This is a genomic window from Sneathiella sp. (assembly GCF_029233945.1).
Classification (GTDB): domain Bacteria; phylum Pseudomonadota; class Alphaproteobacteria; order Sneathiellales; family Sneathiellaceae; genus Sneathiella.
This window is the reverse complement of record NZ_JARGOQ010000039.1, coordinates 1-24441: the sequence shown is the minus strand read 5'-3', so window position 1 is coordinate 24441 and position 24441 is coordinate 1. Positions and strand designations below refer to the sequence as shown.

The following is a 24441-nucleotide window of genomic DNA, read 5'->3' as shown; positions in this document are numbered from 1 at the left end:
AGAAGACCCCTAGGTTAAGTATCGCTAAATCTGGATTTGAAAGCGTCAGTAATGAAAATTGCAATTGTTTCACGTCATGATCCGACGAATGTTTCTGCTTGGTCGGGAACACCGTATTTTATCACGCGTGAAATTCAGAAAATTTCTGACGACGTGGTAATTGTCCGGGCGACAAAGCTGTCGTGGGTCCTGACGCTGGCAAAAATATGTGGCTTCATTTTCAAGAAGTTCGGATTGAGCGTCGATTTATCCGTCACCGAGGCTTATAGCCGGGCAGCGGGGAAGGAAATCCAGAAAAAGCTTGAATTAGTGGACCCGGAAGTTGTTGTCGGCATAGCCGCCTCGCCCGAGCTTGCGAATGTGAAAACATCCGTTCCCATCCTGCATATCTCCGATGCAACCTTCGCCATTATGACCGATTATTACCCGGAGATGAGCCGGGTTCCGGACTGGCTCTGGCGTGAGGGCAATGAGATTGAGCGCAAGGTGATTGAAAATTCATCTTACTCCATTTTTCCGTCGCACTGGGCCATAGATTCCGCACAGCTGGATTATCATGCGAAGCCGGAGAAGTTGCGGTTTATTCGTCTGGGGGCAAATGTCGGCGCATTGCCGACGGTAAATGAGGAATACCTCGCGGCCAAATTCAACAACAAATGCAACATTCTGTTTATGGGCAAGGAGTGGGGCCGAAAGGGCGGGGACATTATTCTGTCCGCCTTTAAATTTGTCCGGGATGCTGGCGTTGACGCACATCTCTATATTGTAGGTTGTGATCCGTTTTCAGGTAATCCGCCCGAGAGTGTGACGGTTTACGAGTCTATTCAAAAAAGCGATCCGCAACAATTCGAGCTTTATAACAAGCTTTTCTCCGAAGCCTCGCTTTTCGTCCTGCCAACCCAGGCAGAGGCTTATGGGTTGGTATTCGCCGAGGCGGCCGCCTTTGCAACGCCGGTAATTGCCCCGGCTACGGGTGGCATACCGTCCGTTGTCGATGATGGGAAGTCGGGTCTTTTACTGCCGCTTTCGGCAGATGGCAGGAAATATGCAGAGACGATCCTGGCGCTTTGGCAGGATAAGGAAAAGCTGCATGAGATGGCGACCTATGCCCATGAAAAATATGTAAATGAGCTGAATTGGGATAGATGGCGGGACGATTTTGGCCTCCTGCTCGACGATTTGCAAACAGTCCCACCGAAGAAGAAGGCGTCGACAGGTTGAGCGGCATGTTGCAGGTCACCGAGTTGGTTGTTTCGGAAACCAGAGAATTGGACAATTAGGAAATGTCGAACAACCGGATTTCCGTCGTTATGCCAGCATATAATTGCGACGAGACGATATGCATTACGCTCGATTCCCTGATCAACCAGCAACGCCCGCCGGATGAAATCATCGTCGTTGACGACCTTAGCGCCAATCCCGTCGCCAATGTTCTTGGGGATCGCTATCCGGAAGTGCGGATTATCCGCCATGAAGTGAATAAGGGTGTTCAACATGCCCGGAATACCGGTTTCGCTGAGGCGACCGGCGACTATATCTATTTTCTGGACGCGGACGATATCCTCTGCCCCGAGTTTTTGAAAGTTATGCTGGCGGCTTTGGAGGGGACGCCGGATGCAGCTGCGGCCTTCGGCAGCTTCTATAAATGTTTCGATGGCAACGCGGCGCCAATTTTGGAAGGGCATGAAGAGCAACTGTCGGAAGTAAAGATGCTTTCCAAGGGAGAGGGACTCACATTCTATTTGGAAAATACCGGTGCCTTCATCCCGTCTTTCAGTATTTTTCGTAAATCCGCGCTCGACCGAATAAGCCATGATGGCATCCTGTTTTTGCCGGATTTAAGCAATAACGAGGATTTCCAGATGTTTGCGCGCATTCTCGCAACATTTGATGTTCTTCACATAGTCAATCCTATGGGCGTTTATTTCTTGCGGCCTGACAGTATTTCTCGGAATTTGCCAAAAGTATGGTTGTCCCGGGCCGTGGCAGTCGATTCCCTGATTAAAGGTGCGGATGATTTAAAACTTTCGGCCTTTCATCTCGCTTTCCTGAAACGGTTGAGAGCCTCATCAGCGCGCCAATATGCGCGTGTTCTCGCCAATAGCGGCGATCGCAAGCAAGCATATGACCACCTGTTTCATGAGTTTAAAAGATCGCCGCAGATAAAGACATTGGCGCTCCTTCTTTTAATATTATTGGGGTTGCAAAAAAAGAAGATTGAATATGGCGGCATGGAATATTAGAGCTAACCTATGAGTACAGAAACAGTATCCGTCATCATCCCTGCGTATAATTCCTCCTCGACCATCGCGGAGACGGTCGATTCCGTTTTGAATCAGACACGCGTTCCGGATGAAATCATCGTCGTTGATGATTGCGGCCCCGATGACGTCACCGCTGCGCTTGGCGAACGGATGGAGCGGGTGAAATACATCCGCCACGAGGTCAACAAGGGCGTGGGCGGGGCGCGCAACACCGGGTTTCTGGCATCAACGGGAAGCTTGATTGCATTTCTCGATGCGGATGATGTTTTTTTTCCACAATTTATTGAGGTCGCTGCCCAAATCTTAAACGACGAGCCGGATGTTCCGCTCTGCTTTGGTGTCTTTCACAGTGCGTATGATCATCAGTTCGATGCGATCAAGGGGCGCAGCATTCCGGTGACGCCCGACGTCCGCTTTTACAAGCCCGAGGAAATAGTCCCTTCCTATCTGCATGATGCCACGTCGCCGCTGATTAATTTCGGCCTGGTCAGACGCCACGCCATAGAGAAGATCCTGAAGGATGGATTGGTTTTCGACCCGACGATCAAGCTGACCGTTGATTTCAACTATCTGCTTGAATTATTTCTTCAATTTAATCTGGCTGTCATCGAAAACCCGTGCGGAATCTGGCGCCTCAGGCCAGACAGCATGTCCCAGGACCAGCTTGCTCTTTGGGAAAGCCGTGTGGATAGTCTGAAAGCGGTCCTTGAAACCCCTGCGGCTGCGTCGGCGTCCGATGCGGCCCGTAAGTTACTGATCGATAACCAGCATGGCTCCATCAGATACTGTGCCAAGATACTTTCCTGGTCCGGTCAACGCGATCAGGCGATACAGGTTCTTTTGCAAGAGCTTCGGGAGTATCCCAGCCTGAAGACGCTTACGCTGCTAACCCTGGTGGCGTTCGGCATTTCCTATCGGAAACAGGACCAAAGCGGCGAAGACTGGCGGGGCAGTATCATCAAATAACAACCGGCAAAAAAAGGCCCGACAAACTAACCAAATCTGGTGTTCGCCGGGCCTTTTTGATGTCTTGTCGCCTATTGTTGAAACTTACGCAAAGTCGAGCGAGTCCTCTGCGAGTGCAATACCGATGACATCAAGATTTGAGCCGTTGAGATCATCGTGAGAGTCGATATAGGCCGTCCGTTCATATACTGACTGGCTTGCATCTATATCAAGGGCTTCGTCAATAATCGAGTAATCGGCAATCTTGCCCTGGAACTCATCCGTGTTCTGGAATTCGGTCCCTCCGACGGTGACATTCCACCATGAGGCGTCCGCGATGCTGCCGGTAACGGCATTATCGACCTGAAGGGCTTGACCATCGAGGAATATCGAAAAGGTGTCCGCACTGTCATCAAGCACCAACTGAACGTCATGCCAGTCTGTATCCGTAATGGCATTCTCGAAGGTATAAACCTTTAACTGGCCACCATCTTCGGCGAAATAGATAACAAGATCGTCGTCTTCAACCTGAACGCCGTAGTTGATATGGTTCCAGAGCAGTCTTTGGCGTCCATCATCAAGTCCGTCCAAGGCGAAGGTAACGCTTGCCGTGAAATCATCCATCCCGAAATATTCATCGTCCATCCCAAGATTAATGATCCCATCGCCGATATTGGCAGCAGACTCATCAAGAGCCGCAATTTCAAGCTCCTCATCAAGAGCAGGAATATCGGAGTTGCCGGTATCATCATCTACAGGCTCTTCGGGTTCTTCTGGAGTCTCGTCAACCGGCTCTTCGGGAGTTTCGTCAACGGGCTCTTCGGGTTCTTCTGGAGTCTCGTCAACCGGCTCTTCGGGAGTTTCGTCAACCGGCTCCTCAGGTTCTTCAGGTGTTTCGTCAACGGGTTCTTCGTTCGGCGTTTCGGTGCCGTCCAGCATGGCTTCGTATGATTCTGTCGCCTGATCCGCTGTTATGGCGCCCTGGGCAAACATGACATTATCAACAAGGCCATCGAATGAATCGCCGAACTCGCCGCCGACATAGAAGTCATGCCAGGCACTCCCGGTCTGGGTTGCACCTTCAAGCCCGGAGACTGTCGCGACCTCTTCGCCATCGACATAGAAGACCGCTTCGCCGGCTTCGCCAGAGAAGGTCAATGTCATCTGATGCCAGTCGGTATTGTTGATATCGACATCATCGATAGTGACCCAGTTCGTGCCCTTCGACGTTACAATCGCCGCCATAATCGAGTCGGCATTGATTTTCACAACGAAGCTGGAGGAATAATAGATCGCATATCCTGATGCATCCTCTGCGCCGGCTTCTTTCTTGAAGTCGAAGGTCAGGGTGTAGGCATCGTTATTGATGAACTTGTCGTTGGCGTCATAGATAATGACCCCATCGTTCAGTTTCGCCGCAGCCCGGTTTCCAACCTGTTCGAAGGAGACACTGTTTGTAACCGTGTCGTCATCGCTATTCGCATCGGCCGAGTTCGCCGCAGAGCCATTCATCGCGGCATTGATAAGAACAGTCGTTTCAACGGGTGTTGTCGGTTCCGTGTTATCGTCGGTCGGCGGTGTCGGGTTGCTCGGCTCTTCCGGCGTTTCGTTCGTTGGTTCTTCCGGAGTCTCGTCAACTGGTTCTTCCGGCGTTTCGTTCGTTGGCTCTTCCGGCGTGTTGTTATTGTCGTCATCATCATCGTTGACAGTACCGGTGCCGGCCTCGGTCAGGTCTGCGCCTGTGTTCAGGTTATATGCCTGCTGCAAATCGCTGAGATCCGGGTTATAGGAAAGCGCATCCACGAAAAGATTGCCGACATAGTTGCTGCCGTTCGGGTTGGTGCTCTGAACGATGATGTTGTTTGATTCCGAGACAATCTGGATATCGTTGGAAAGTTCCGCGATCGGAGCTGAGAAGATATTGTCCGTGATAACCGCGTTCTTAACACCCAACGTCAGGACAACGCCCGGCGCATCGTTCGGCTCGCCACTGCTTTGCAGCAAGGTGTTGTTCGTAATGTCGAGGCCTTGCGCCCCTTCAACCAGAATGGTCTGGTGATCGGCGAGGTGAAAGACGTTGTTGTCAATTTCGACATCCGCGAAATAAGCGCTTGTATCCCAGTGATCCTCAAGATAAATGCCCATCATCCGATCACCTTCAGCTTCTGCGAAGAAGTTGTCGGTGATGACGATGTCACTGCTGTTCTGCTGCTGTCCGTCGAGGATCCAGAAATGGATGTAGTCGCCATGGTCCCCTGCGCCGCCATAGTTATAAGGCGTTACAGCACCAAAGTAGTTCCCGTCGATGTTGACGTCATGAACATCTGCACCAGCGATATGCGAGAGCCGAAGGTTCTCGATAGAGTTATTGAGAACATCAATATTCTCGGCTTCGATAAGGATAATGCCCTTTTGGAAGTATGAAATGTCGTTGTTCTCGAAGGTAATATTCTGGGAATACTCGGCGGTTATGCCACGGCCAACAGGATATCCGGCAACGCTGCCGACACCGTCTTGAGTGGCGATATCACCTTCTATATGAGAGTTGCGAATTGTGATATCCGACGAATTTGTAATCAGTACACCGCTTTCATGAGAATACGTGTTTACGGTGGGGTTGAAATCCAGTTCGATGGCATCAAGCGTGATGTTTGACGAATTATTTAAAGTGATCGTCTCGAAAACCGCCATATTATTGGGGTTGGCGGAAGTGATTGTGACTTCCGAGTTGAAGTCCGTATTGTAAATATTCAGGTCGCCATAATAGCCACTGTTCAAAACAATGGTTTCACCGCCGGTGGCACTGTTAAGTGCTGCACTTAGTTGTGCGCTATTTGAGACTGTAATTGTCGTATTTGCCATTTTAATTTTGCTCGCTCTTTACCAGAATAGTCCGGAATTAATTAAATCTGAAAATTAGCAGCACTTTTACTATAACCCATTAATACATCAGCCATTTTTACAGTGCGTCCAATAGACAGTATATTTATTAACATGAAATTAATTTCTTAATCTTTACTCAGGCCTTCTGCCCAATATTAATAAAAAGTTCATAAATATTTAAAATTTTCTTCTTCTTGAAATTATCAGCAATCTTGCGAAGTCGAAATCATCCAAAAAATCTACGATTATGCCAGTATCTCTATGAATAAGGCCAGAATATGGCACCTCAAGGGGTATTTTGGGGCAATTTTTTTGTAAACCTTTTATTAATAAAAATATTTTTTCTTGAAAAATGATTTTTTTATTTATTATAATGTAATTATTGGTAAATTTTTTGTTAATATTAAGATATTTTCATTTTTAAGAGAGTATTTTTACAAATAAGTTGAATCAAATTAGCTTTTTAAACTGGCGGATTATTACTCCACTTCTTGATGTTGTTTTCTGAATATATAGTGGGGCTTCAAACATAATTTTATTTACGGTTTATGCGACGGAATATGGGCGAACACTACTGGTATTAACCGGGTCATGTTTTATGACGCTTCTGCCCCATTTCGTGGGAAAAACTGAAATTTTTTTGCCGTTATCATTCTGGGAGAAGGACGCTTTTTCCGTCGGGAGCCGCTTTTTTTCAATCTATCCCCCATATGAGGGATGCGAGAACTTGCGTGTCATCATATTCATGGAGGCAATTGGAAGTGTCCTATTCGCCGGTGGAGATTGACCCGGCACCGTAACCGGGAGTGAGATGGTGGTTTTTTGTAAAGTTGCCGTGACAATGCTGACCGTGCTGTTTGCATATGTATCTGTTGCCGCCGGGGCGCCGCTCGCGCTTGACGGAAATGCGGCTGACAAGGCTGTCGCGGGTGTCACCAACGTTAACCGGCCTATCGAGACGGACGTGGTTGCCACGCATCAGGCTTCGGCATTTGCTCTTGTCCAGAATAAACCGGCCAGAGATATTGCCGAGAGTTCCGCAAGCGGTGGGCTTATGAATTCGGTTCCCCTCTCGCCTGCTCTATTGCTGTTTGGCGGGGCGTTGGGCGCGATCTTTTGGCTCGGCCGGCGCCGCAAGGCGGAAAACTCGAACTGGGAATAGAGAATTTCGATACAGACGGAATTTTACAAAGTAAATTTTCAAAGTGAAGCAAGGCTTTCACGGGCAGCGCTTCAAAAGTAGCATTTCAGTACCTATATAGAGTGGTGGTCAAAAGACCGCCACTTTTTTTTGGCTGTTCACGTTCTTGTAAGTGGTATTCCGTAATTGAAGGCGCTAGCCTTGGGGGTTGGAAATTGATGAAAATGATAATTCTCGCCGCTGCAAACTGAAAGAAGGATTGAATGCCTTTAGCCAGGCTTAACAAGTTTATCTCCAGACGTCCGACGGAAGAGAGCGAAACTGCGCCGCCGTCATCGGTCTCAGTTACGGCGGCAAGAATGCCGGAAGGCCAGCGGGCCTATGTGATTGGCGATATTCATGGCCGCAAGGATCTGCTCACCCCCCTGCTGGAGCAGATTGCTATGGACCGGGCGCGGCGAGAAGATGCACAGGCGCATCTTATTTTTCTCGGCGACTATGTGGATCGCGGGCCTGACAGCTCGGCTGTCATCGATCTGCTGCTTGAACTTAAGCAAACCGAGATGAACGTCATCACGCTGAAAGGAAATCACGAGGCGGCGATGATGTCCTTTCTACAGGACCCGATGAAGGGCAAGCGCTGGCTCCATTACGGAGGCGATGCAACGCTCAGAAGTTACGGCATCGATCTGGTGCTTGCGGAACTGACGGAAGAAAAAATCAGGGAGGCGGGGAAGAAGCTCAAAAAGAACCTTCCTGATTCCCATTTGCAGTTTATCAGTTCGCTCGGGGCGAGCCATGTGATGGGCGATTACTTTTTCGTTCACGCCGGGATTGAGCCGGGTCGGCCTGTTGACGATCAGAAAGAGCATGATCTTCTCTGGATTCGTGACGATTTCCTGGAGCATACGGGACTTTTTGACAAGGTCATCGTGCATGGGCACAGCATCATTCCGGAGCCGGAATTTAAGGACAACCGTATCGGCATCGATACGGGGGCCTTTTACTCGAACATATTGACCTGCCTCGTTCTCGAAGGGGAATCCAAGGAAATCCTATGAGAGAGTGGCCTCGTCTTTTTTTGTTACTAGCCCTTCTTTCTTCCTTTGCCTTCTTTCCTCCGTATAAAGCGTTTGCACAACAGAGTATCACCTCTCCTGCCGGGTTTCTGGACCAACCGGATATATTTCCGGTCGGGGTCTGGTTGCAGGATCCAAAAAATGCCGACCGCTACAAGGAAATCGGAATAAATTTTTACGCAGGACTCTGGGACGGTCCGACAGAGAGACAGCTCCGCCAGCTACAGGCGGCGCAAATGCCGGTTTTCGCGCCCCAGAACGACCTCGCGCTGCAGAATAAATACCGCGATATTATTGCCGGCTGGATGATGCCGGATGAGCCAGACAACGCGCAGGCGCAGGCGGGCGGCGGATTTGGCCCTCCGGTTTCCGCCGATGTCCTGTTGCAGCTTTATCGGGAAATGAAGGCGCGTGATCAAAAAAGGCCAATCCTTCTCAATCTCGGACAGGGAGTGGCATGGGATCAATGGCATGGGCGCGGCACACGCACCAACCATCCGGAGGATTATGAGGGCTATGTCAGGGCAGCGGATATTCTTTCCTTCGATATTTATCCGATCACCCATAATGATGGTGGCATTCGTGGTCGTCTCGATTATGTTGCCCGCGGCGTTGATCGGCTGATCGGCTGGTCGGGGAACGAAAAGCCGGTCTGGAGCGTTATCGAGGCAAGCCGGGTGTCAAATGCCGATATCTTGCCAACCGGGGATCAGGTTCGGAATTTAGTCTGGCTCAGCATTATTCACGGCGCGGAAGGCATCATCTATTTCGTGCATCAGTTCAGACCCGGGTTTGTGGAAGCCTCTCTGTTCGACAATGTGTCCCTTCGCGATGCCATTACGGGGGTTAATCAGCGCTTGCAAAGTCTGGCGGGCGTTCTGAAAAGCGAAAGCATCCAGGGGGCCATCTCGATTGAGCCCGTCACAAGCTCCTATAATAATGTGTCCGCGCTGGTGAAGCAGGATGACTGCCATCTCTATGTGTTTGCGGGCTCGCTCAGTAAGTTTTCGACCGAGGTGGAATTCGGCCTTCCGGGGGGCATCAATGCGGATCATGTTGAGGTGCTTGATGAGACGCGTGCGATCTCTAATGACGGGAGTAGCTTCCGGGATAATTTCGGCCCCTACGCAACCCATCTTTATAAAATAAAAAAAAGTGCGGCGGGCTGCGGTTAGCCGACTGACCGCGCTTTACCTCGGCCCAAAAGCAGAACCGTCCGGCGGATGCCATAGCGATATCTTCTTTGCGGTTTAAGGGCAAAATTCATTAAGCAAACGTTCGTTATTTTTACAGAATAATTCTCTAATGTAAGGGCGGGTACTTACTGACAGGCTATGGCCAGCGTGATACCCACATACGAAAACCTCATGAGCCGGTCATTGTTCCGCTAATCCGCCAGCCGTCGATCTAAATAAGTAAATTTTATGACATCACCCAAATAACACTTTGAAAAAATGACGAATTTTTATTTACTATAATTCTTTGCAAATTAACTCTTAATCGATAATTTAATCATATATTATCAGTCTTGGTAAAGATAACTACAAAATCTGAAGAAGTGGGATTCAGAAAATGGTCGCAAAGGCGCAAGATCTCAAGCTAGAGCATATCGATAAAATTCTCGCGATAGTTGAAAGTCGGCTGGATAAGAAGACAGCGGCTGATGCGGTAAATTTCGTACGCCTTTTTTACGAGCGCCCGGCGCCGGAAGACCTTCTTGAGATCTCGCCGGAACATCTCTATGGCTCGGCCGTCTCACTGTATAAATTTGGCTCGCTAAGAACACCGGGAATAGCAAAGCTTCGGGTCTTTACTCCCGATCTTGAGGAACATGGATGGAGGACGACCCATTCGGTCATTGAAATCGTCAATGACGATATGCCCTTTCTGGTCGACAGCGTGACGGCGGCGCTAAACCGCCGTGGTCTCACCGTTCACCAGGTTATCCACCCGGTTGTCTATGTGGACCGCGACGCGGCCGGCAACCGTCTTCAGACCTATGCAGGTGAGCCGAAGGGCAAGCAAAAAGCCATTCGCGAAAGCATCATGCATTTCGAGATTGACGAGCAGTCTGATCCGAAAGTGCTGCTGGAGATCGAGAAAAGTCTTCAGGAAACCCTGAACGATGTCCGCGTTTCGGTTGACGACTGGAAGCCGATCCTCGCCCATGTTGATGCGATCAGCGCAAATCTGAAGAAGAACCCGCCGCCGCTGGATAAAGAGGAAATTGATGAGGCGCTGGCCCTGCTGCAGTGGATGTCAGACAATCATTTTACATTCCTGGGGTACCGGGAATTTGAGTTTGCTGAAGAAGGCAAGGGCCGATCGGATAAATGGAAACTGGTTGAAGGCTCGGGCCTGGGGATTCTGCGCGACCAGACACGCCGGATCATGACTGGCGGGACCGAGATGTCGCCGGAGGTGAAAGATTTTCTCCGCCGCCGTGAACTGATCATTGTCACCAAGGCTAATGTCCGCTCCACCGTTCATCGCGCCGTTCATCTTGATTATGTGGGCGTGAAAAAGTTCAATGACAAGGGCGAAGTTATTGGGGAGCATCGTTTTACGGGGCTGTTCACCTCAGCGGCCTATAACCGAATACCGCGCGATATTCCCTATCTGCGGCGCAAGGTAAACCAGACATTGGAAGTGGCCGGTTTCCAGAAAAATAGCCATGATGAGAAGGCCTTCACCCATATCCTGGAGAGCTATCCGCGCGATGAACTTTTCCAGATTTCGGTTGAGGACCTGTATGAAAATGCAACCCGGATCATGTCGTTGCAGGAACGGCCGCGTATCGGCGTCCTGTTGCGGCGGGACCGGTTTGAGCGCTTTGTCTCGGTCATCGTTTATATTCCACGGGAAAAATTTAATACAGATCTTCGCCGGAAATTCGGTGAGCTGCTGGCCGAAGAGCATAATGGCTCTCTGTCGTCCCATTACGCCCTTGTAGGCGATGATGTCCTTGCGCGAATTCACTATATTATTTCACTCAAAAGCAAGCATAAGCCCGTCGTCGATGAAGAGGATCTGGAGCGCCGCCTGATTGAGGCATCCCGCGACTGGGCCGATGACCTTATGGACGTGCTGCTTGAAAAATGGGGTGAGGAAAAGGGCCTGCGTCTTCGCACGCGCTATGGCAATGCCTTCCCCGCCGGCTATAAGGAACGCTTCAATGCAGATCTGGCTCTTTATGACATTGAGAAGGTTGACGCGGTTCTCAAGTCTCAGGAACTTGGCCTCAATCTCTATCGCTGGGTCGAGGATCCGGAAAACAAGGTCCGGTTCAAGGTCTATAGCCGGGAGACGCCGCTGACGCTTTCCGACTGCCTGCCCATGCTCGAGAATATGGGGCTCAAGGTTCTTTCCGAGAATCCTTATCTCGTTGCCTCGGATGACCTTCAAGGCAAGGTCTGGATTCATGATTTTGAACTGATCGAACCCGGCGGCTACGCGCTAGACCTGCATGATTTGAAAGCGAAGTTTGAGGAAACCTTCCGCCGCGTCTGGACCGGCAATATGGAGAATGACGGATTTAACCGTTTGGTGATGCGCGCCGGGCTCGACTGGTCGAGTGTTGTCGTACTGCGCGCCTATGCGAAATATCTGCGTCAGGCCGGCATCACCTTCAGCCAGACCTATATGATGAATACCTTGTCGGGGAATCCGGAAATTGCCCGCCGTTTGATCGAGCTGTTTCACGCCCGTTGCGATCCCGTAGAGGAAGGCGAAAGGGACGAGAATGTCGCCCGGATCGTCGAGGGGATCTGGCTCTTGCTTGATGAGGTTTCCAGCCTTGATGAAGACAGAATTCTCCGCCGTTTCGTCAATCTGATCGTCAATACATTGCGAACCAATGTCTTTCAGAACTGTCAGGATGAGCAGGGAAAACCCTACTATTCGTTCAAGCTGGATAGTCAGAAGCTGGATGAGCTTCCGCTGCCGCGCCCGTTCGTTGAGATATTCGTCTATAGCCCGCGGGTGGAAGGTGTGCACTTGCGTGGCGGCAAGGTCGCTCGTGGGGGATTGCGCTGGTCGGACCGGCGAGAAGATTTCAGGACAGAAGTTCTCGGCCTGATGAAGGCCCAGATGGTGAAGAACACGGTTATCGTTCCGGTCGGGTCCAAGGGCGGGTTTTACCCGAAAAACCTCCCCACGACGGGTACGCGGGAGGAATATCTCGCGGAAGGTATCAACTGCTACAAGATTTTCATCTCCGGCCTGCTGGATATCACGGATAACTATGTCGGCAGTGACGTGGTGCCGCCGGAGAATGTCGTCCGACATGATGGCGATGATCCCTATCTTGTCGTTGCGGCGGACAAGGGAACGGCGACCTTCTCGGATATCGCGAATGAAGTGGCCATTTCCTATGGCTTCTGGCTCGGGGATGGCTTTGCCTCTGGCGGCGCGGCCGGGTATGACCACAAGAAAATGGGCATTACCGCCCGCGGCGCCTGGGAATCGGTGAAGCGTCATTTCCGGGAAATGGGGATCGATACCCAAAGCCAGGAATTCGATGTTGCGGGTATCGGCGATATGTCCGGCGACGTCTTCGGAAATGGCATGCTGCTGTCGAAGAAGATCCGGCTTGTCGCCGCCTTCGATCATCGCAACATCTTCATAGACCCGACACCGGACACCGCGAAAAGCTTCAAGGAACGCGAGCGGATGTTCGCCCTGCCCCGCTCTTCTTGGGAGGATTATAATCCCAAGCTGATCTCGAAGGGCGGCGGCATCTTTGATCGCAAGGCAAAATCCATTTCTCTGACGCCCGAAATCAAGAAACTGCTCGATATCAAGGCGGATACGACAACGCCGAATGAGTTGATGGTTGCCATTTTGAAGATGAAGGTGGATCTGCTGTGGTTCGGCGGGATCGGCACCTATATCAAGGCCACGCATCAAAGCAGTGGCGATGTGGGCGATCGCGCCAATGATGCTATTCGCGTCAACGGTAAGGAAGTGCGCGCAAAAGTCATCGGGGAAGGCGGCAACCTCGGGGTGACGCAGCTCGGCCGGATCGAATATGCGCTAAACGGGGGGCGGCTGAATACGGACGCCATTGATAACTCCGCAGGAGTTGACTGCTCTGACCATGAGGTGAATATCAAGATCCTGCTGCGCGCCGTTCTTGATGACGGGGAAATGACGGAAAAGCAGCGGGACCGCCTGCTTGTGGATATGACGGAAGATGTCGGCGCTCATGTCCTGATGGACAACTACCTGCAAACACAGGCACTGACAACATCCGAACGGCAGAGCGTTGATAACTTCACCGATGATGTCCTCTTCATGCGCGACCTGGAGAAAAAGGGCCGGCTGGACCGGGCGGTTGAAAACCTGCCGGACGACGATGAAATTGTTCATCGGCAGGCGGCTAACATCGGGTTTCCACGACCGGAGATGTCGGTTCTTCTCGCCTATGCGAAGATGACGCTCTATGAGGATATCCTTGAGACGAAGCTGCCGGACGATCCCTATTATGATACGTGGCTGGCGCAGTATTTCCCGCCGCCGCTTCGCGAGAAATATGCCCCTTACGTGGCAGGCCATCGTCTGCGCCGGGAAATCATCACGACTGTTATTGTCAATCAGCTGGTCAATCGGGGCGGCCCTACATTCGTTTTTCAAATGCGCGAGGAGCAAGGGTGCAAGGCGGAGGATGTTGCGCGGGCATTTGCCATCGTCTGCGCGGTTTTCGATCTTGAGAAGCTCTGGTCCGGAATTGAGGCGCTTGATAACAAAGTCAGCACCGATATTCAGGGGCGCATGATTGACGTTATCCAGAAGCTTGCGCGCCGTGCGACGCTCTGGTGCCTGCGGCACTTGACCCAAGGGGATAATATCGCCGATGAGGTTAAGGGGCTGGCCACGGATATGCGCAAGCTCGAAAAGGGACTGGATGCCCTGCTGAGCGAGGAAGGTAAAAATCGCTTTGTCTCCCGCGCGAGCCAGTTGGTCGATGACGGGGTGCCCGAACCGCTCGCGCGGCGGATCGCGGCGCTTGGACCGCTTCGCTCCTCTCTCGATGTTATCCAGGCGGGCAAGGCATCCGGCCGACCGATTACCGAGGTTGGAGAGGTATACTTTGCCGTTGGTGCGGAGCTTAATCTCGATTGGGTGCGCAGCGCCGCCGAAACGATTGAACCGGACAACAATTGGGAACGGCTCGCCGTCACGGCGATCATCGATGATCTATACGGTCAGCAGCGGGCAATCACCGCATCGGTCTTTGCGGGTGCCAACGGCCATAAGGGTCGCGAGGCTTTCGATTTCTGGCGCGGTAATAACCAGACAACAATCAAGCGCTCTGCTGAATTGATAAAGGAATTGAGATCAGCGGGTGCGCTGGATATCTCGAAGCTTGTTTTCGCTAACCAGCAATTCCGTTCGATGATTACGTGATTGTTTTAACCGAATTATCGTCGTAGCGTGACGGCATCGATCGGCGGAAGGTGAGGGGCAGGCATGAGCGTAATCAGTGAGGGAATGCCGCAGGAAGCGGGCAAGCTCGGAAAGTTTTCCTGGGCGCTGTTCGACTGGGCGAACCAGCCTTTCTTTACCGTTGTCACCACCTTTATCTTCGCGCCCTATTTTACCTCCTTCGTGGCGTCAAGCCCGGCGGAGGGGCAGGCCTATTGGGGGTACACTCAGGCAATCGCCGGGATATTGATTGCGATTTTAAGCCCGGTGTTTGGCTCCATCGCCGATGCGGGCGGCGCGCGGAAACCCTGGATTCTCTTTTTCTCCATCCTCTGTGCCGTCGGTGCCTTTTCTCTCTGGTGGGCCGTGCCGGGCATGCAAAGCGGTATTTTCTGGATATTGGCGGGCATTGTCCTTGGTACGATCGGGGTCGAGTTCAGCATTGTCTTTAACAATTCCATGCTGCCGACGCTGGTGCCGCCCAAGCGGATGGGCCGGCTCAGCGGTTTTGGCTGGGGTCTTGGCTATATCGGCGGGTTGATTGCGCTGTTTATTGTGCTGTTCGGGTTTTCGCTGCCGGAAGTGCCGCTTTTCGGCCTGAGTAAAGCCTTGCATGAGCCGGACCGGATTACCGGACCGATGGCGGCCCTTTGGCTGATGGTGTTTATTATTCCGATGCTGCTGTTCACACCGGACCGGGCGGCAAGCAATATCCCGAAAAAGGAGGCCATACGGCAGGGCCTTGCTGCCCTGATGGTGACGCTTCGGTCTTTGAAGAGCCATCGCAACATTGTCTTCTTCCTGATTGCGCGGATGTTCTATAACGACGGCATTCTGGCGCTTATCGGCTTTTCCGGGATTTATGCCGCCGGGCTGTTTAAATGGGGCACGACGGAACTTGGTATCTTCGGCATCCTGATCAATTTCTTTGCCATTGCCGGGTGCTTTATCGGCGGGTCACTGGATGACAGGCTCGGCTCGAAACCGACAATTGTCATTTCCGTGCTGGGACTCGCTTTTGCCTCTGTCGGGGTGCTGTCGATCAGCAATGGCCAGGTCCTGTTCGGGCTCCCTGCCGCCATGCCGGTGGACGGGGGCGCATTGTTTGCCAGCCCGGCCGAGATGGTCTTTATGGTCTTTGCCTTCATCATGGGGTTCTTCTTCGGGCCCGCGCAGGCGGCCAGCCGGACTCTGATCGCCCGCATGGCCCCGCCGGAAAAGGCCGGGGAATTTTTTGGTCTCTTCGCTCTGTCAGGCAAGGCGACGGCCTTTGTTGCGCCGCTCCTGATCGGGATTGTTACTTCTGCCACAGGGCAGCAGCGCCCGGCGATGATCGTGATCTTCACGCTTCTAATGATCGGCGCGGCGCTGATGAGCTTCGTGCGCGAGCCGGAGCATGAATAGAGGCTAGGCCAGCTTGACGGCGGTTCCCGCGACCGTGACCATCAGCATGCTGTCGCCGATCACCTCGACATCGACACTGATCCCGACGATGGCATCGGCGCCGATATCCGCAGCCTCCTCCTTCATATCGCCAAGCGCATGGGCGCGGGCATTGCGGATTTCCTTCTGATAGGCATCGGACCGTCCGCCCAATGTGTCGGTCACTCTGGCGAAAAAATCGCGGATAAAGTTGGAGCCCATAACGGCCTCGCCGCCGACAACGCCCATATAAGTGGAAATTGTTCTGCCCTCGACGGACCCCGTGGTCGTGATAATCATCGCGTCGCTCCTTTATCCGGAAATCCTAATGGCGGAAATGTCGCATACCAGTGAAGACCATGGCAAGTCCGGCCTCATCAGCGGCGGCAATCACTTCATCGTCCCGCATGGAGCCACCGGGCTGGATCACCGCCGTCGCGCCCGCCTCTGCCGCGGCGAGCAGCCCGTCGGCGAAGGGGAAGAAGGCATCAGAGGCAACGACAGAGCCTTTCGCCCAGGCAGTTGTCTCCCCGGCGTTCTGTGCGGCTTCCAGTGATTTGCTGGCGGCGATTTTTGATGAATCCACCCGGCTCATCTGCCCGGCACCGACGCCGACCGTCGCGCCGTTCCGGACATAGACAATGGCGTTGGATTTTACATGCTTGGCAACGGTGAAGGCGAATCTGAGGTCCTTCATTTCCTGATCGCTCGGTGCGCGTTTGGTAACGACTTTAAGTTCGGGCGATGCGGTCAGGGCATTGTCGCGATCCTGAATAAGATAGCCGCTCGCGAGCGACTTCACGAGCCGGCCCGGAATGCTTGGATCAGGCAGGCCACCGGTCAGCAACAGGCGGAGGTTCTTCTTCGCCGCGATAATTTCCTTCGCGGCATCCGCCGCATCCGGGGCGATAATCACCTCAGTGAAGATTTTTACGATTTCTTCGGCGGTTGCCGCATCCAGTGTCTGGTTGAGCGCGATGATCCCGCCAAAGGCCGAGGTTGTATCGCAGGCAAATGCGGTTTTGTAGGCATCCGCGAGCGTCGGCGCCGTTGCGACACCGCACGGGTTGGCATGCTTGATAATGGCGCAGGCCGGACCGCTTACCTTCGGATCGAATTCCGCGACCAGTTCGAACGCCGCGTCGGTGTCGTTGAAGTTGTTATAGGAAAGTTCCTTCCCCTGGACCTGCGTTGCCGTTGCAACGCCGGTCCGTTTCTCGTCATTGGCATAGAAGGCGGCGGATTGATGCGGATTCTCCCCGTAGCGTAAAATTTGCTGGCGCGATCCCGCGAGGACGAGGCGGTCAGGATAGGTTTCGCCAAGTTGCGCCGCGTACCAGTTGGAAATGGCGGCGTCATAGGCGCCGGTGCGGGCATAGGCTTTCGCGGCGAGTTTCTTACGAAGCTCAATGCTTGTTTTGCCGCCGGTCTCTGTAAGCTCATCAATCACAGCCTGATAGTCACTCGCATCGACGATGACATTGACGAAGCCGTAATTCTTGGCGGCGGAGCGGATCATCGCCGGACCGCCGATATCGATATTCTCTATGCAGGTATGGAAATCCGCGCCCTTGGCGACCGTTTCCTCGAACGGGTAGAGATTGACAACGACCAGATCAATGCCGCCGATATCATGATCTGTCATCGCCTTCAAATGATCCGAATTATCGCGGAGAGCGAGGATACCGCCGTGAATTGTCGGGTGCAGCGTCTTGACACGGCCGTCCATCATCTCCGGAAAGCCGGTGTGATCGGCAACCTCGGTTACTTTGACGCCTGCCTCCATCAGCATTTTGGCACTGCCACCGGTAGAGAGAATTTCGACGTTAAGCGCCGCGAGCGCCTTGCCGAGATCGATCAGGCCTGATTTGTCGGACACAGAAATAAGAGCGCGGGAAACGGGTTGCAAATCGGTGCGGGACATCGACGGATTACATCCTTTGAAACAAGGGTTACGGGGATATGCGCCCTATAGCACGGAGGGCGAATTTGCGGAACCTTTTAACGAAAAAAAAACTTGGACAAACTACTATCCCGGCGTTACCAAACAACGGACCCAATTTTTTTACAGGACAGTATATCCTATGGCGAATTCAGCACCGGCGGCTCTTAAAGGGCGTGACAAGGTTAGCGGCAAAACCAAGATTTCGATTGTGGGCCTCGGCTATGTGGGGCTGCCGCTTGCCGTGGCGCTGGCAAGAAGCTTTGACGTGATCGGTTTTGACGTCAATAAAGGCCGGGTCAAGGAACTTCGCCATGGCCATGATCGGACGATGGAAATCGATACGCCAGCTTTGCGCGCAAGCAGTGTACGGTTCACGACGGATATCAATGATACCCGCGATGCCGATGTCCATATCGTCACGGTGCCCACGCCAGTCGATGAGGATGACAAGCCCGATCTGAGCCCGCTGAAAGGCGCCTGTACCGCAGTTGGACCGGTTCTGAAAAAAGGCGCGATCGTTGTTGTTGAAAGCACGGTCTATCCGGGCGTGACAGAAGATGTCTGCGGCCCGATATTGGAGGAAACCTCCGGGATGAAGGCGGGAGAGGATTTTTACCTCGGCTATTCACCGGAGCGGATCAACCCCGGCGACAAGGTTCATACGGTCGATAAAATCATCAAGGTCGTCTCCGGCCAGACCGAGGAAGTGACCGATATTCTCGCCGATATTTATGGCTCGGCGACGACAGGCGGGACTTACCGCGCGCGAAACATCAAAACCGCCGAGGCGGCGAAAGTGATCGAAAATGCGCAGCGCGATATCAACATCGCCTTCGTTAACGAGGCGACCATGATCTTCCAGAAACTCGGCATTTCCGCCTATGACGTTCTGGAAACGGCGGGCACGAAATGGAATTTTCTTAATTTTACACCGGGTCTTGTTGGTGGGCATTGCATCGGGGTCGATCCCTTTTACCTTGCGCACCGGGCCAATGAAGTCGGCCATTTTGCCGATCTCATTCTGACGGGTCGCCGGATCAACGAGAATATGGGCAAGTTCATCGCCGATAGCGTTCATGAAAATCTCAATGGTAAATGCAAGATCCTCGTCCTCGGCGTCACGTTCAAGGAAAATGTGCCGGATCTTCGCAATACGAAGGTTGTTGATATCATCCGCGTGCTGCGTGAGCATGGCCATGAGGTTGATGTGCATGACCCGCTGGCCGACAAGGATGAGGCGCAGCAGTTCCTAGACATCGACTTGATCGAGAGCCTCTCTGATTTGAACGGTTATAACGCCATTGTCGGGGCTGTTGCCCATTCCGTTTACCGTGATCTGTCACCGGCGGCTCTGGAAGAGATGATGGGCGGTGAAGGACTGATTGCCGATGTGAAGGGCATCTGGCGCGATACGGAATTTTCACCCCAAATCAAGCGCTGGCAGCTTTAAACCCTAGTCCGACAGGCGGGTCAGCGCCCATTTTATCAGGATCGGTTCCTGATCAATAAGCTGGCCGGTAATGACAATCTGCTGGTTATAGCGTCGCTCCCCGGGTTCGCTGCAATAAACGCTTTCTTCAAGCGATAGCCGCGGCGCGGCGGTCAAAAACTTCCATCCCGTCCCGCTTGGCGTGCGGATCAGGATATTCTTCCCGCTTGCGCTCCTTGAAATGCTTAATTCCGGATGCAGATGAAAGCGCAGGCTGAAATGGGACCGTCCCGACGGCGGCATTCTTTCAGGGATGATCTGATCCTCCCCACGGAGTGCAAGACCGCTGGCGTCCAGATAGAGCCGTCGCCGGTGCAGAACACCGACCGTATCGAGATAACCGTTGCTTTCCAGATCGAGCCAGATATTCCCCTCATCCTCATTCCGGACAGCGAGGTTATGGTCTTCCCCTGAGGCTGGGCGTTTGGGAAATATGGCGTTGATATTATCAAAGCCAAGTGTTGAATGCGCCGCAGTTGCCGCGAGGGCCTTGCCCCAAGCCGATTCCGGATCGCTCACAGCGCCGCAATTGACAATGAGCCGTTCGCGGCCGTAGCTGAACTCAAAACTCATGAGCCCGGAGTGGGACTGTTCGCCTTCACGCCGACCGCCCTCACCACTTTCAAGGATCAGCAACGCGCGGCCCGCCTTCATCCGCTCAAACCCGCCTTGCGGGAAGCGTTGCGGCGCGCGTCCCGTCGCATCGGAAAGCGAAAGGATATTGTCGCAATACCCTTCCGGCAGCTTGAGTCCCCCGTTAAAGAGCGCGAGACGGCCGTCGCCATGCTGGAAAAAGCGGATCGCCGGGGCCAGCCGGTCGATCGCATTATTGATGGCGACCGGTACCATTTCGTTCGCGGCCATCAATGTATTGCGGATGCCGATAAGATCACCGAGCAGGACCAGATGCCGCTCCGGATTGCGGCCGATATGGCAACCATCCGCAAGAACAACGCGGCCCAACTCTGTCTCAAGAGAGGCGAGATGTTTGCTGCTGCTTTTCCCCATGTCCGGAAAACAGAGCGCGCCATAGAGCAGGGCTTGCCAGCTTGCCGTCCGATCCTCACCCTCGGGTTTATTTTTTGCGATCCGGCTCAGATGAATATACTGGCGCCGCAGGGCACGGAGAAATTTGAAATTGAACTCGCTTTCCTCTTCTTCGAGCAGGAAGCGGCTGCAGCAGAACCAGGCGATAAGCCGATGGGCCAGCACATCCTCGTCCCAGACAAAGGGGCGGTAAACATCGAATTTCTCGATCCAGGAGAGAACTAACGCGCGTGAATGGCGCCGTGCCGCCTCTGTCCCGTTCGCAGAGAAATCCCGGAGCCAGGCGAACTGATGCAATTCCTTATGCCATGCGAGGGGCATGCCCTCTGCGTCCCAGGGAACCTGGTCATCCTGCTCGAGGCTAAAGCCCGCAAATTCGAAATGCCCCTGATAGAGGCTGTCCGCCCGCTCCCCGTTACCCGGGAAAATATCAACGGGCGTCTGGACGAGGCGTTTTGGTACCCGGCTTTTCAGCAGGGCCTGATACGCTCCGCTCGCGTATATCACATCGGAAACCAGTCGCCGCGACGGTAAGCCTCCTTTCGCAGGCGTTATCGCGGCTTTGCTCATGTTCGTCCCAGCACCGCATTTATGTTGGCGGCATATTGCTCGGGTCCGCCCTTGAAGACCGCGCTCCCTGCGACCAGAAGATCCGCGCCCGCCTCGATCACCTGCGGGGCAGTTTCGGCGTTGATTCCGCCGTCAACCTCCAGATCGATATCCCGTCCGGAAGCGTCGATCATCTCGCGAATGGTTCGGATTTTATCCAGCTGGGAGGGGATGAACTTCTGCCCGCCAAACCCGGGGTTGACGCTCATCACCAGAATAAGGTCAACCTCATCCATCACATGTTCCAGCGTTGCCGCCGGGGTTGACGGGTTGAGGGAGACACCCGCCTTGACACCATGGGATTTGATTAACTGCAGGCTGCGATGCAGATGCGGGCCTGCTTCTTGATGCAGGGTGATGATATTCGCGCCTGCGTCGACGAATTCCGCGATAAAGGGATCGACCGGAGTAATCATCAGATGGCAGTCGAAGGGAATATCCGTGTATCCGCGGACGGATTTCGTCACTGCGGGGCCAAAGCTGATATTCGGCACAAAATGGCCATCCATGACATCGACATGAATAAAATCGGCCCCGGCCTTTGCTACATTGCTGACTTCCTCGCCAAGTTTCGCGAAATCAGCGGCAAGGATGGATGGGGCTATTCTGACCGGTTTACGCATAAGGGGTCCTTTAAACCAAATTTCCTGCAATATTGGCGCAAGTTAAACATGTCTTTACCATGACAAAATAGGCGGCTCAAGCGGAGGGCGTAGATATTTTCCGAAGGCGCGCCGCGTAAAACCCATCCATGCCGCCCAAATGAAAGGGCAAAGTGCGTAGATCCCCGTCCATATTAAGAAGCTCGCTTGCGCCGCCGACTTCTTCCGCCTTGATCGGTTCCCGTTTCAGGGCTGGGTTCCGGTCAAGCAAAGCCGCGATCTGCCTCTCGCCTTCCTCCGGCTGTAAGGAGCAGACACTGTACACCAGCAGCCCGCCGGGACCCAGAATCTCGCAGGCATGATCCAGAAGCCGGGCCTGCAGGCCGCTGAGCTTATCGACATCCGCCTGGGACTTCAGATAGGCGACATCCGGATGACGGCGAAGAGTGCCGGTGCTGGAGCAGGGAGCGTCGAGCAGAATGCCATCGGGTTGTCGCTTCGGGACAAAATTTTCACCTTCACCCACCACTACAGTTACAGGCAAGCGAAGCCGTGCCATATTTTCTTCAAGTCTTTTCAGGCGGTTTTTGGATCGATCGAGGGCGACAACTTCCGCGCCCGCTGCTGCAAACTGTGCGGTCTTGCCTCCGGGCGCGGCGCACAGGTCAATGATCTGCTTACCTGCCACATTCCCCAAAAGCGCGGCGGGGAGTGCCGCGGCGACATCCTGTACCCACCAGGCCCCCTCTTCAAAACCAGGAAGATCGACAAGCGTTGCTGTTGTCGCCCGGCGGAGGGTGCCCGTCGGCAGGATCTCTGCTTCGAGTGCCTCCGCCCATTTTTCAGGTTCGGACTTGACCGAGATATCGAGTGCGGCTTCCGTCAGATGCGCCTCGGCAATTCGTCGCGCGGATTCTTCCCCATAATGGGCAATCCAAGCATCCCAAAGCCATGGAGGCGTATTCCTGCGTGGAATATCGATTTTCAAGAGAAGCTTTTCGCCCTGTCGGTCAATCCGCCGGAGGAGGGCATTGACGAGACCTTTATGCTTGCTGCGGTCCGGCACCAGGGCGACCGTGTCATGCACTGCGGCATGGGAGGGGATGTTCAAATAGAGGATCTGCGTGATGCCGATCCGTAAGATATGACGGACATCCAGCGCTTTTTCAGGCAGGGGTCGGTCCAGCATTTTATCAATCAGGGCGTCGATCACACCAAGATGACGGAGCGCGGTCGAGGTGATCGCGCGCGCCAACGCCCGATCGCGCGGCGGAAATCCTTGAAGCACGGGATCAAGCGCCTCTTCCAGCGGTTGGCGTTTTTGAAGCACGCGGGAGAGAAGCCGGACGGCGGCGGCCCGTGAATTGGCTGGTGTTGTTGTCATCTGCGGCTTCTAGCGGAAAATTGCCTTGCGGTCTATAGATCGTTCGGAAATACTGAGGGTAATAAAATCAATAGTAACCCCATCCTACAGCCAAGCTTGAGATGCAGATGACCAATAAAAAGACCAATAGCGATATCGAGAAAAAAGACACGAAAGATCCTGCCATCAAGCTGAAACAGGCAAAGGGTGAAGTCGGCGGTCCGTCCGGGCCGGAGCCGACACGCTACGGTGATTGGGAACGCAAGGGCATCGTCAGTGATTTTTGAATGCTGAGCCCGTCACGCGGACTTTCCCTTTTCCGATAGCCAAATGCCAAATAACACAAGCGCAAGCGCGGCCCCTTGGAAGAACTCGAACGGTTCATCAAGAAAAGTGACCGCAAAAATTGATGCGAAGATTGGCACCAGGTTGACGAAAATGCCCGCCCGTCCGGGCCCCAGGATGCCGACGCCAGCGATAAAGGAAATCTGGGCAATGAGGGACGGAAACAGGGATACGGCGACAACTATCATCCACCCTTTTGTTGTGGGGGGCTGAAAATGCTCCAACCCGATTTCGATAAATACGAAGGGGATAGAGGTTAAAAATGCCGCAATTGCCATTATAGAAAGGAACGAGAGCGCCGATATATCCGGCCGGTATCGCAGTGCGACGGTGTAGCCTGAGTAGAGAGCGCAGGCGAACAGCATCAAGGCATCTCCGTGATTGATCTCGAATGTAGCCAGTCGCGCAAATGAACCGCCTGAGGCAACAATCCCCACGCCGATAATCGTCACGATCACACCGAAGGACTGCATCAGTGATACCCTGGTTCGAAAAACCAGAAATGCGCCTATCAGCACGAAAACCGGGATTGATCCTTGCAAAATGCCGATATTCACGGCGGTTGTCGAATGGGCCGCGAGGTAAAACAGCATATTAAAGCCGGTGAAACCAAACGCACCCATTGCCAGCATATAGCCGAAATATTTCTTGAGAACGGCCCAATCGCGCCGAAGGTGGCGGTAGGACACCAATGACAGAATAATCACGACCAGCAGCCAACGAAGGCAGACCAGCACCATCGGAGATATTTCGCCAACGGCAAGGCGGCCCAGGACCGCATTCATTCCCCAGCATGTGGTTGTCAGGGTCAGCAGTAGATAGGCACGCATAGTCGAGGCTTGGTTCGCCGTTGGCTCAGTTGGGGGCATGATGACTTCCGG

17 protein-coding genes are annotated in these 24441 nt (G+C 53.3%); 10 read left to right on the top strand and 7 right to left on the bottom strand.

Annotated elements, in window-relative coordinates:
* The first annotated feature begins 51 nt into the window (after window positions 1-51).
* From P1U71_RS12880 to P1U71_RS12870, 3 genes are all read left to right on the top strand, one after another.
* Window positions 52-1221 carry a glycosyltransferase family 4 protein gene (locus P1U71_RS12880; protein ID WP_301106015.1) on the top strand — a complete coding sequence of 390 codons (1170 nt, stop codon included), beginning with the start codon at window positions 52-54 and terminating at the stop codon, window positions 1219-1221.
* A gap of 62 nt (window positions 1222-1283) precedes the next feature.
* Entirely contained in the window at window positions 1284-2243 is a 960-nt protein-coding gene (locus P1U71_RS12875; protein ID WP_301106014.1) for a glycosyltransferase family 2 protein, read from the top strand.
* A 9-nt stretch (window positions 2244-2252) separates the two neighbouring features.
* Complete coding sequence (locus tag P1U71_RS12870) at window positions 2253-3230, top strand: glycosyltransferase family 2 protein (protein ID WP_301106013.1); 978 nt, start codon at window positions 2253-2255, stop codon at window positions 3228-3230.
* 84 nt (window positions 3231-3314) lie between these two features.
* Here the strand turns inward: P1U71_RS12870 and P1U71_RS12865 are convergent, their stop codons facing one another.
* Entirely contained in the window at window positions 3315-6071 is a 2757-nt protein-coding gene (locus tag P1U71_RS12865) for a LamG-like jellyroll fold domain-containing protein (RefSeq protein ID WP_301106012.1), read from the bottom strand.
* 835 nt (window positions 6072-6906) lie between these two features.
* Between P1U71_RS12865 and P1U71_RS12860 the strand changes: the two genes are divergently transcribed.
* From P1U71_RS12860 to P1U71_RS12840, 5 genes are all read left to right on the top strand, one after another.
* Window positions 6907-7254, top strand: a complete 348-nt coding sequence (locus P1U71_RS12860) for a hypothetical protein (protein ID WP_301106011.1) — start codon at window positions 6907-6909, stop codon at window positions 7252-7254.
* Between the two features lie 242 nt (window positions 7255-7496).
* On the top strand, window positions 7497-8294 hold the full coding sequence (locus P1U71_RS12855; RefSeq protein ID WP_301106010.1) for a metallophosphoesterase family protein: 798 nt from the start codon (window positions 7497-7499) through the stop codon (window positions 8292-8294).
* On the top strand, window positions 8291-9487 hold the full coding sequence (locus P1U71_RS12850; protein WP_301106009.1) for a hypothetical protein: 1197 nt from the start codon (window positions 8291-8293) through the stop codon (window positions 9485-9487). Before P1U71_RS12855 ends, P1U71_RS12850 begins: the two co-directional genes overlap by 4 nt.
* Before the next feature lie 397 nt (window positions 9488-9884).
* Window positions 9885-14720: an NAD-glutamate dehydrogenase gene (locus P1U71_RS12845; protein WP_301106008.1), complete on the top strand. Its 4836-nt coding sequence runs from the start codon at window positions 9885-9887 to the stop codon at window positions 14718-14720.
* Between the two features lie 63 nt (window positions 14721-14783).
* Window positions 14784-16142, top strand: a complete 1359-nt coding sequence (locus P1U71_RS12840; RefSeq protein WP_301106007.1) for an MFS transporter — start codon at window positions 14784-14786, stop codon at window positions 16140-16142.
* A 3-nt stretch (window positions 16143-16145) separates the two neighbouring features.
* Here P1U71_RS12840 and P1U71_RS12835 read toward each other — a convergent pair whose 3' ends face one another.
* Together P1U71_RS12835 and purH are read right to left on the bottom strand one after the other, a co-directional pair.
* The gene (locus tag P1U71_RS12835; protein WP_301106006.1) at window positions 16146-16460 is read right to left on the bottom strand and encodes a heavy metal-binding domain-containing protein; all 315 of its coding nucleotides are present in this window, start codon (window positions 16458-16460) and stop codon (window positions 16146-16148) included.
* A 25-nt stretch (window positions 16461-16485) separates the two neighbouring features.
* Complete coding sequence (gene purH, locus P1U71_RS12830; protein ID WP_301106005.1) at window positions 16486-18084, bottom strand: bifunctional phosphoribosylaminoimidazolecarboxamide formyltransferase/IMP cyclohydrolase; 1599 nt, start codon at window positions 18082-18084, stop codon at window positions 16486-16488.
* A 160-nt stretch (window positions 18085-18244) separates the two neighbouring features.
* On the opposite strand from purH, the gene P1U71_RS12825 reads away from it, so the two are divergent.
* Window positions 18245-19555: a nucleotide sugar dehydrogenase gene (locus tag P1U71_RS12825; protein WP_301106004.1), complete on the top strand. Its 1311-nt coding sequence runs from the start codon at window positions 18245-18247 to the stop codon at window positions 19553-19555.
* Window positions 19556-19558: 3 nt separating this feature from the next.
* On the opposite strand, the gene P1U71_RS12820 is transcribed toward P1U71_RS12825, so the two are convergent.
* The 3 genes from P1U71_RS12820 to P1U71_RS12810 all read right to left on the bottom strand — a co-directional run bounded on the left by P1U71_RS12820 (window position 19559) and on the right by P1U71_RS12810 (window position 23236).
* Window positions 19559-21211: a heparinase II/III family protein gene (locus P1U71_RS12820; protein WP_301106003.1), complete on the bottom strand. Its 1653-nt coding sequence runs from the start codon at window positions 21209-21211 to the stop codon at window positions 19559-19561.
* Window positions 21208-21873 (bottom strand): ribulose-phosphate 3-epimerase, encoded by a 666-nt coding sequence (gene rpe, locus P1U71_RS12815; protein ID WP_301106002.1) that lies wholly within the window; start codon window positions 21871-21873, stop codon window positions 21208-21210. Before rpe ends, P1U71_RS12820 begins: the two co-directional genes overlap by 4 nt.
* Before the next feature lie 76 nt (window positions 21874-21949).
* Window positions 21950-23236: a transcription antitermination factor NusB gene (locus P1U71_RS12810; protein ID WP_301106001.1), complete on the bottom strand. Its 1287-nt coding sequence runs from the start codon at window positions 23234-23236 to the stop codon at window positions 21950-21952.
* A gap of 101 nt (window positions 23237-23337) precedes the next feature.
* Between P1U71_RS12810 and P1U71_RS12805 the strand changes: the two genes are divergently transcribed.
* The gene (locus P1U71_RS12805) at window positions 23338-23502 is read left to right on the top strand and encodes a succinate dehydrogenase assembly factor 4 (RefSeq protein ID WP_367281189.1); all 165 of its coding nucleotides are present in this window, start codon (window positions 23338-23340) and stop codon (window positions 23500-23502) included.
* A 12-nt stretch (window positions 23503-23514) separates the two neighbouring features.
* Here P1U71_RS12805 and P1U71_RS12800 read toward each other — a convergent pair.
* Window positions 23515-24441 (bottom strand): DMT family transporter (locus P1U71_RS12800; RefSeq protein ID WP_301105999.1); only part of this gene is annotated, 927 nt, incomplete at its 5' end.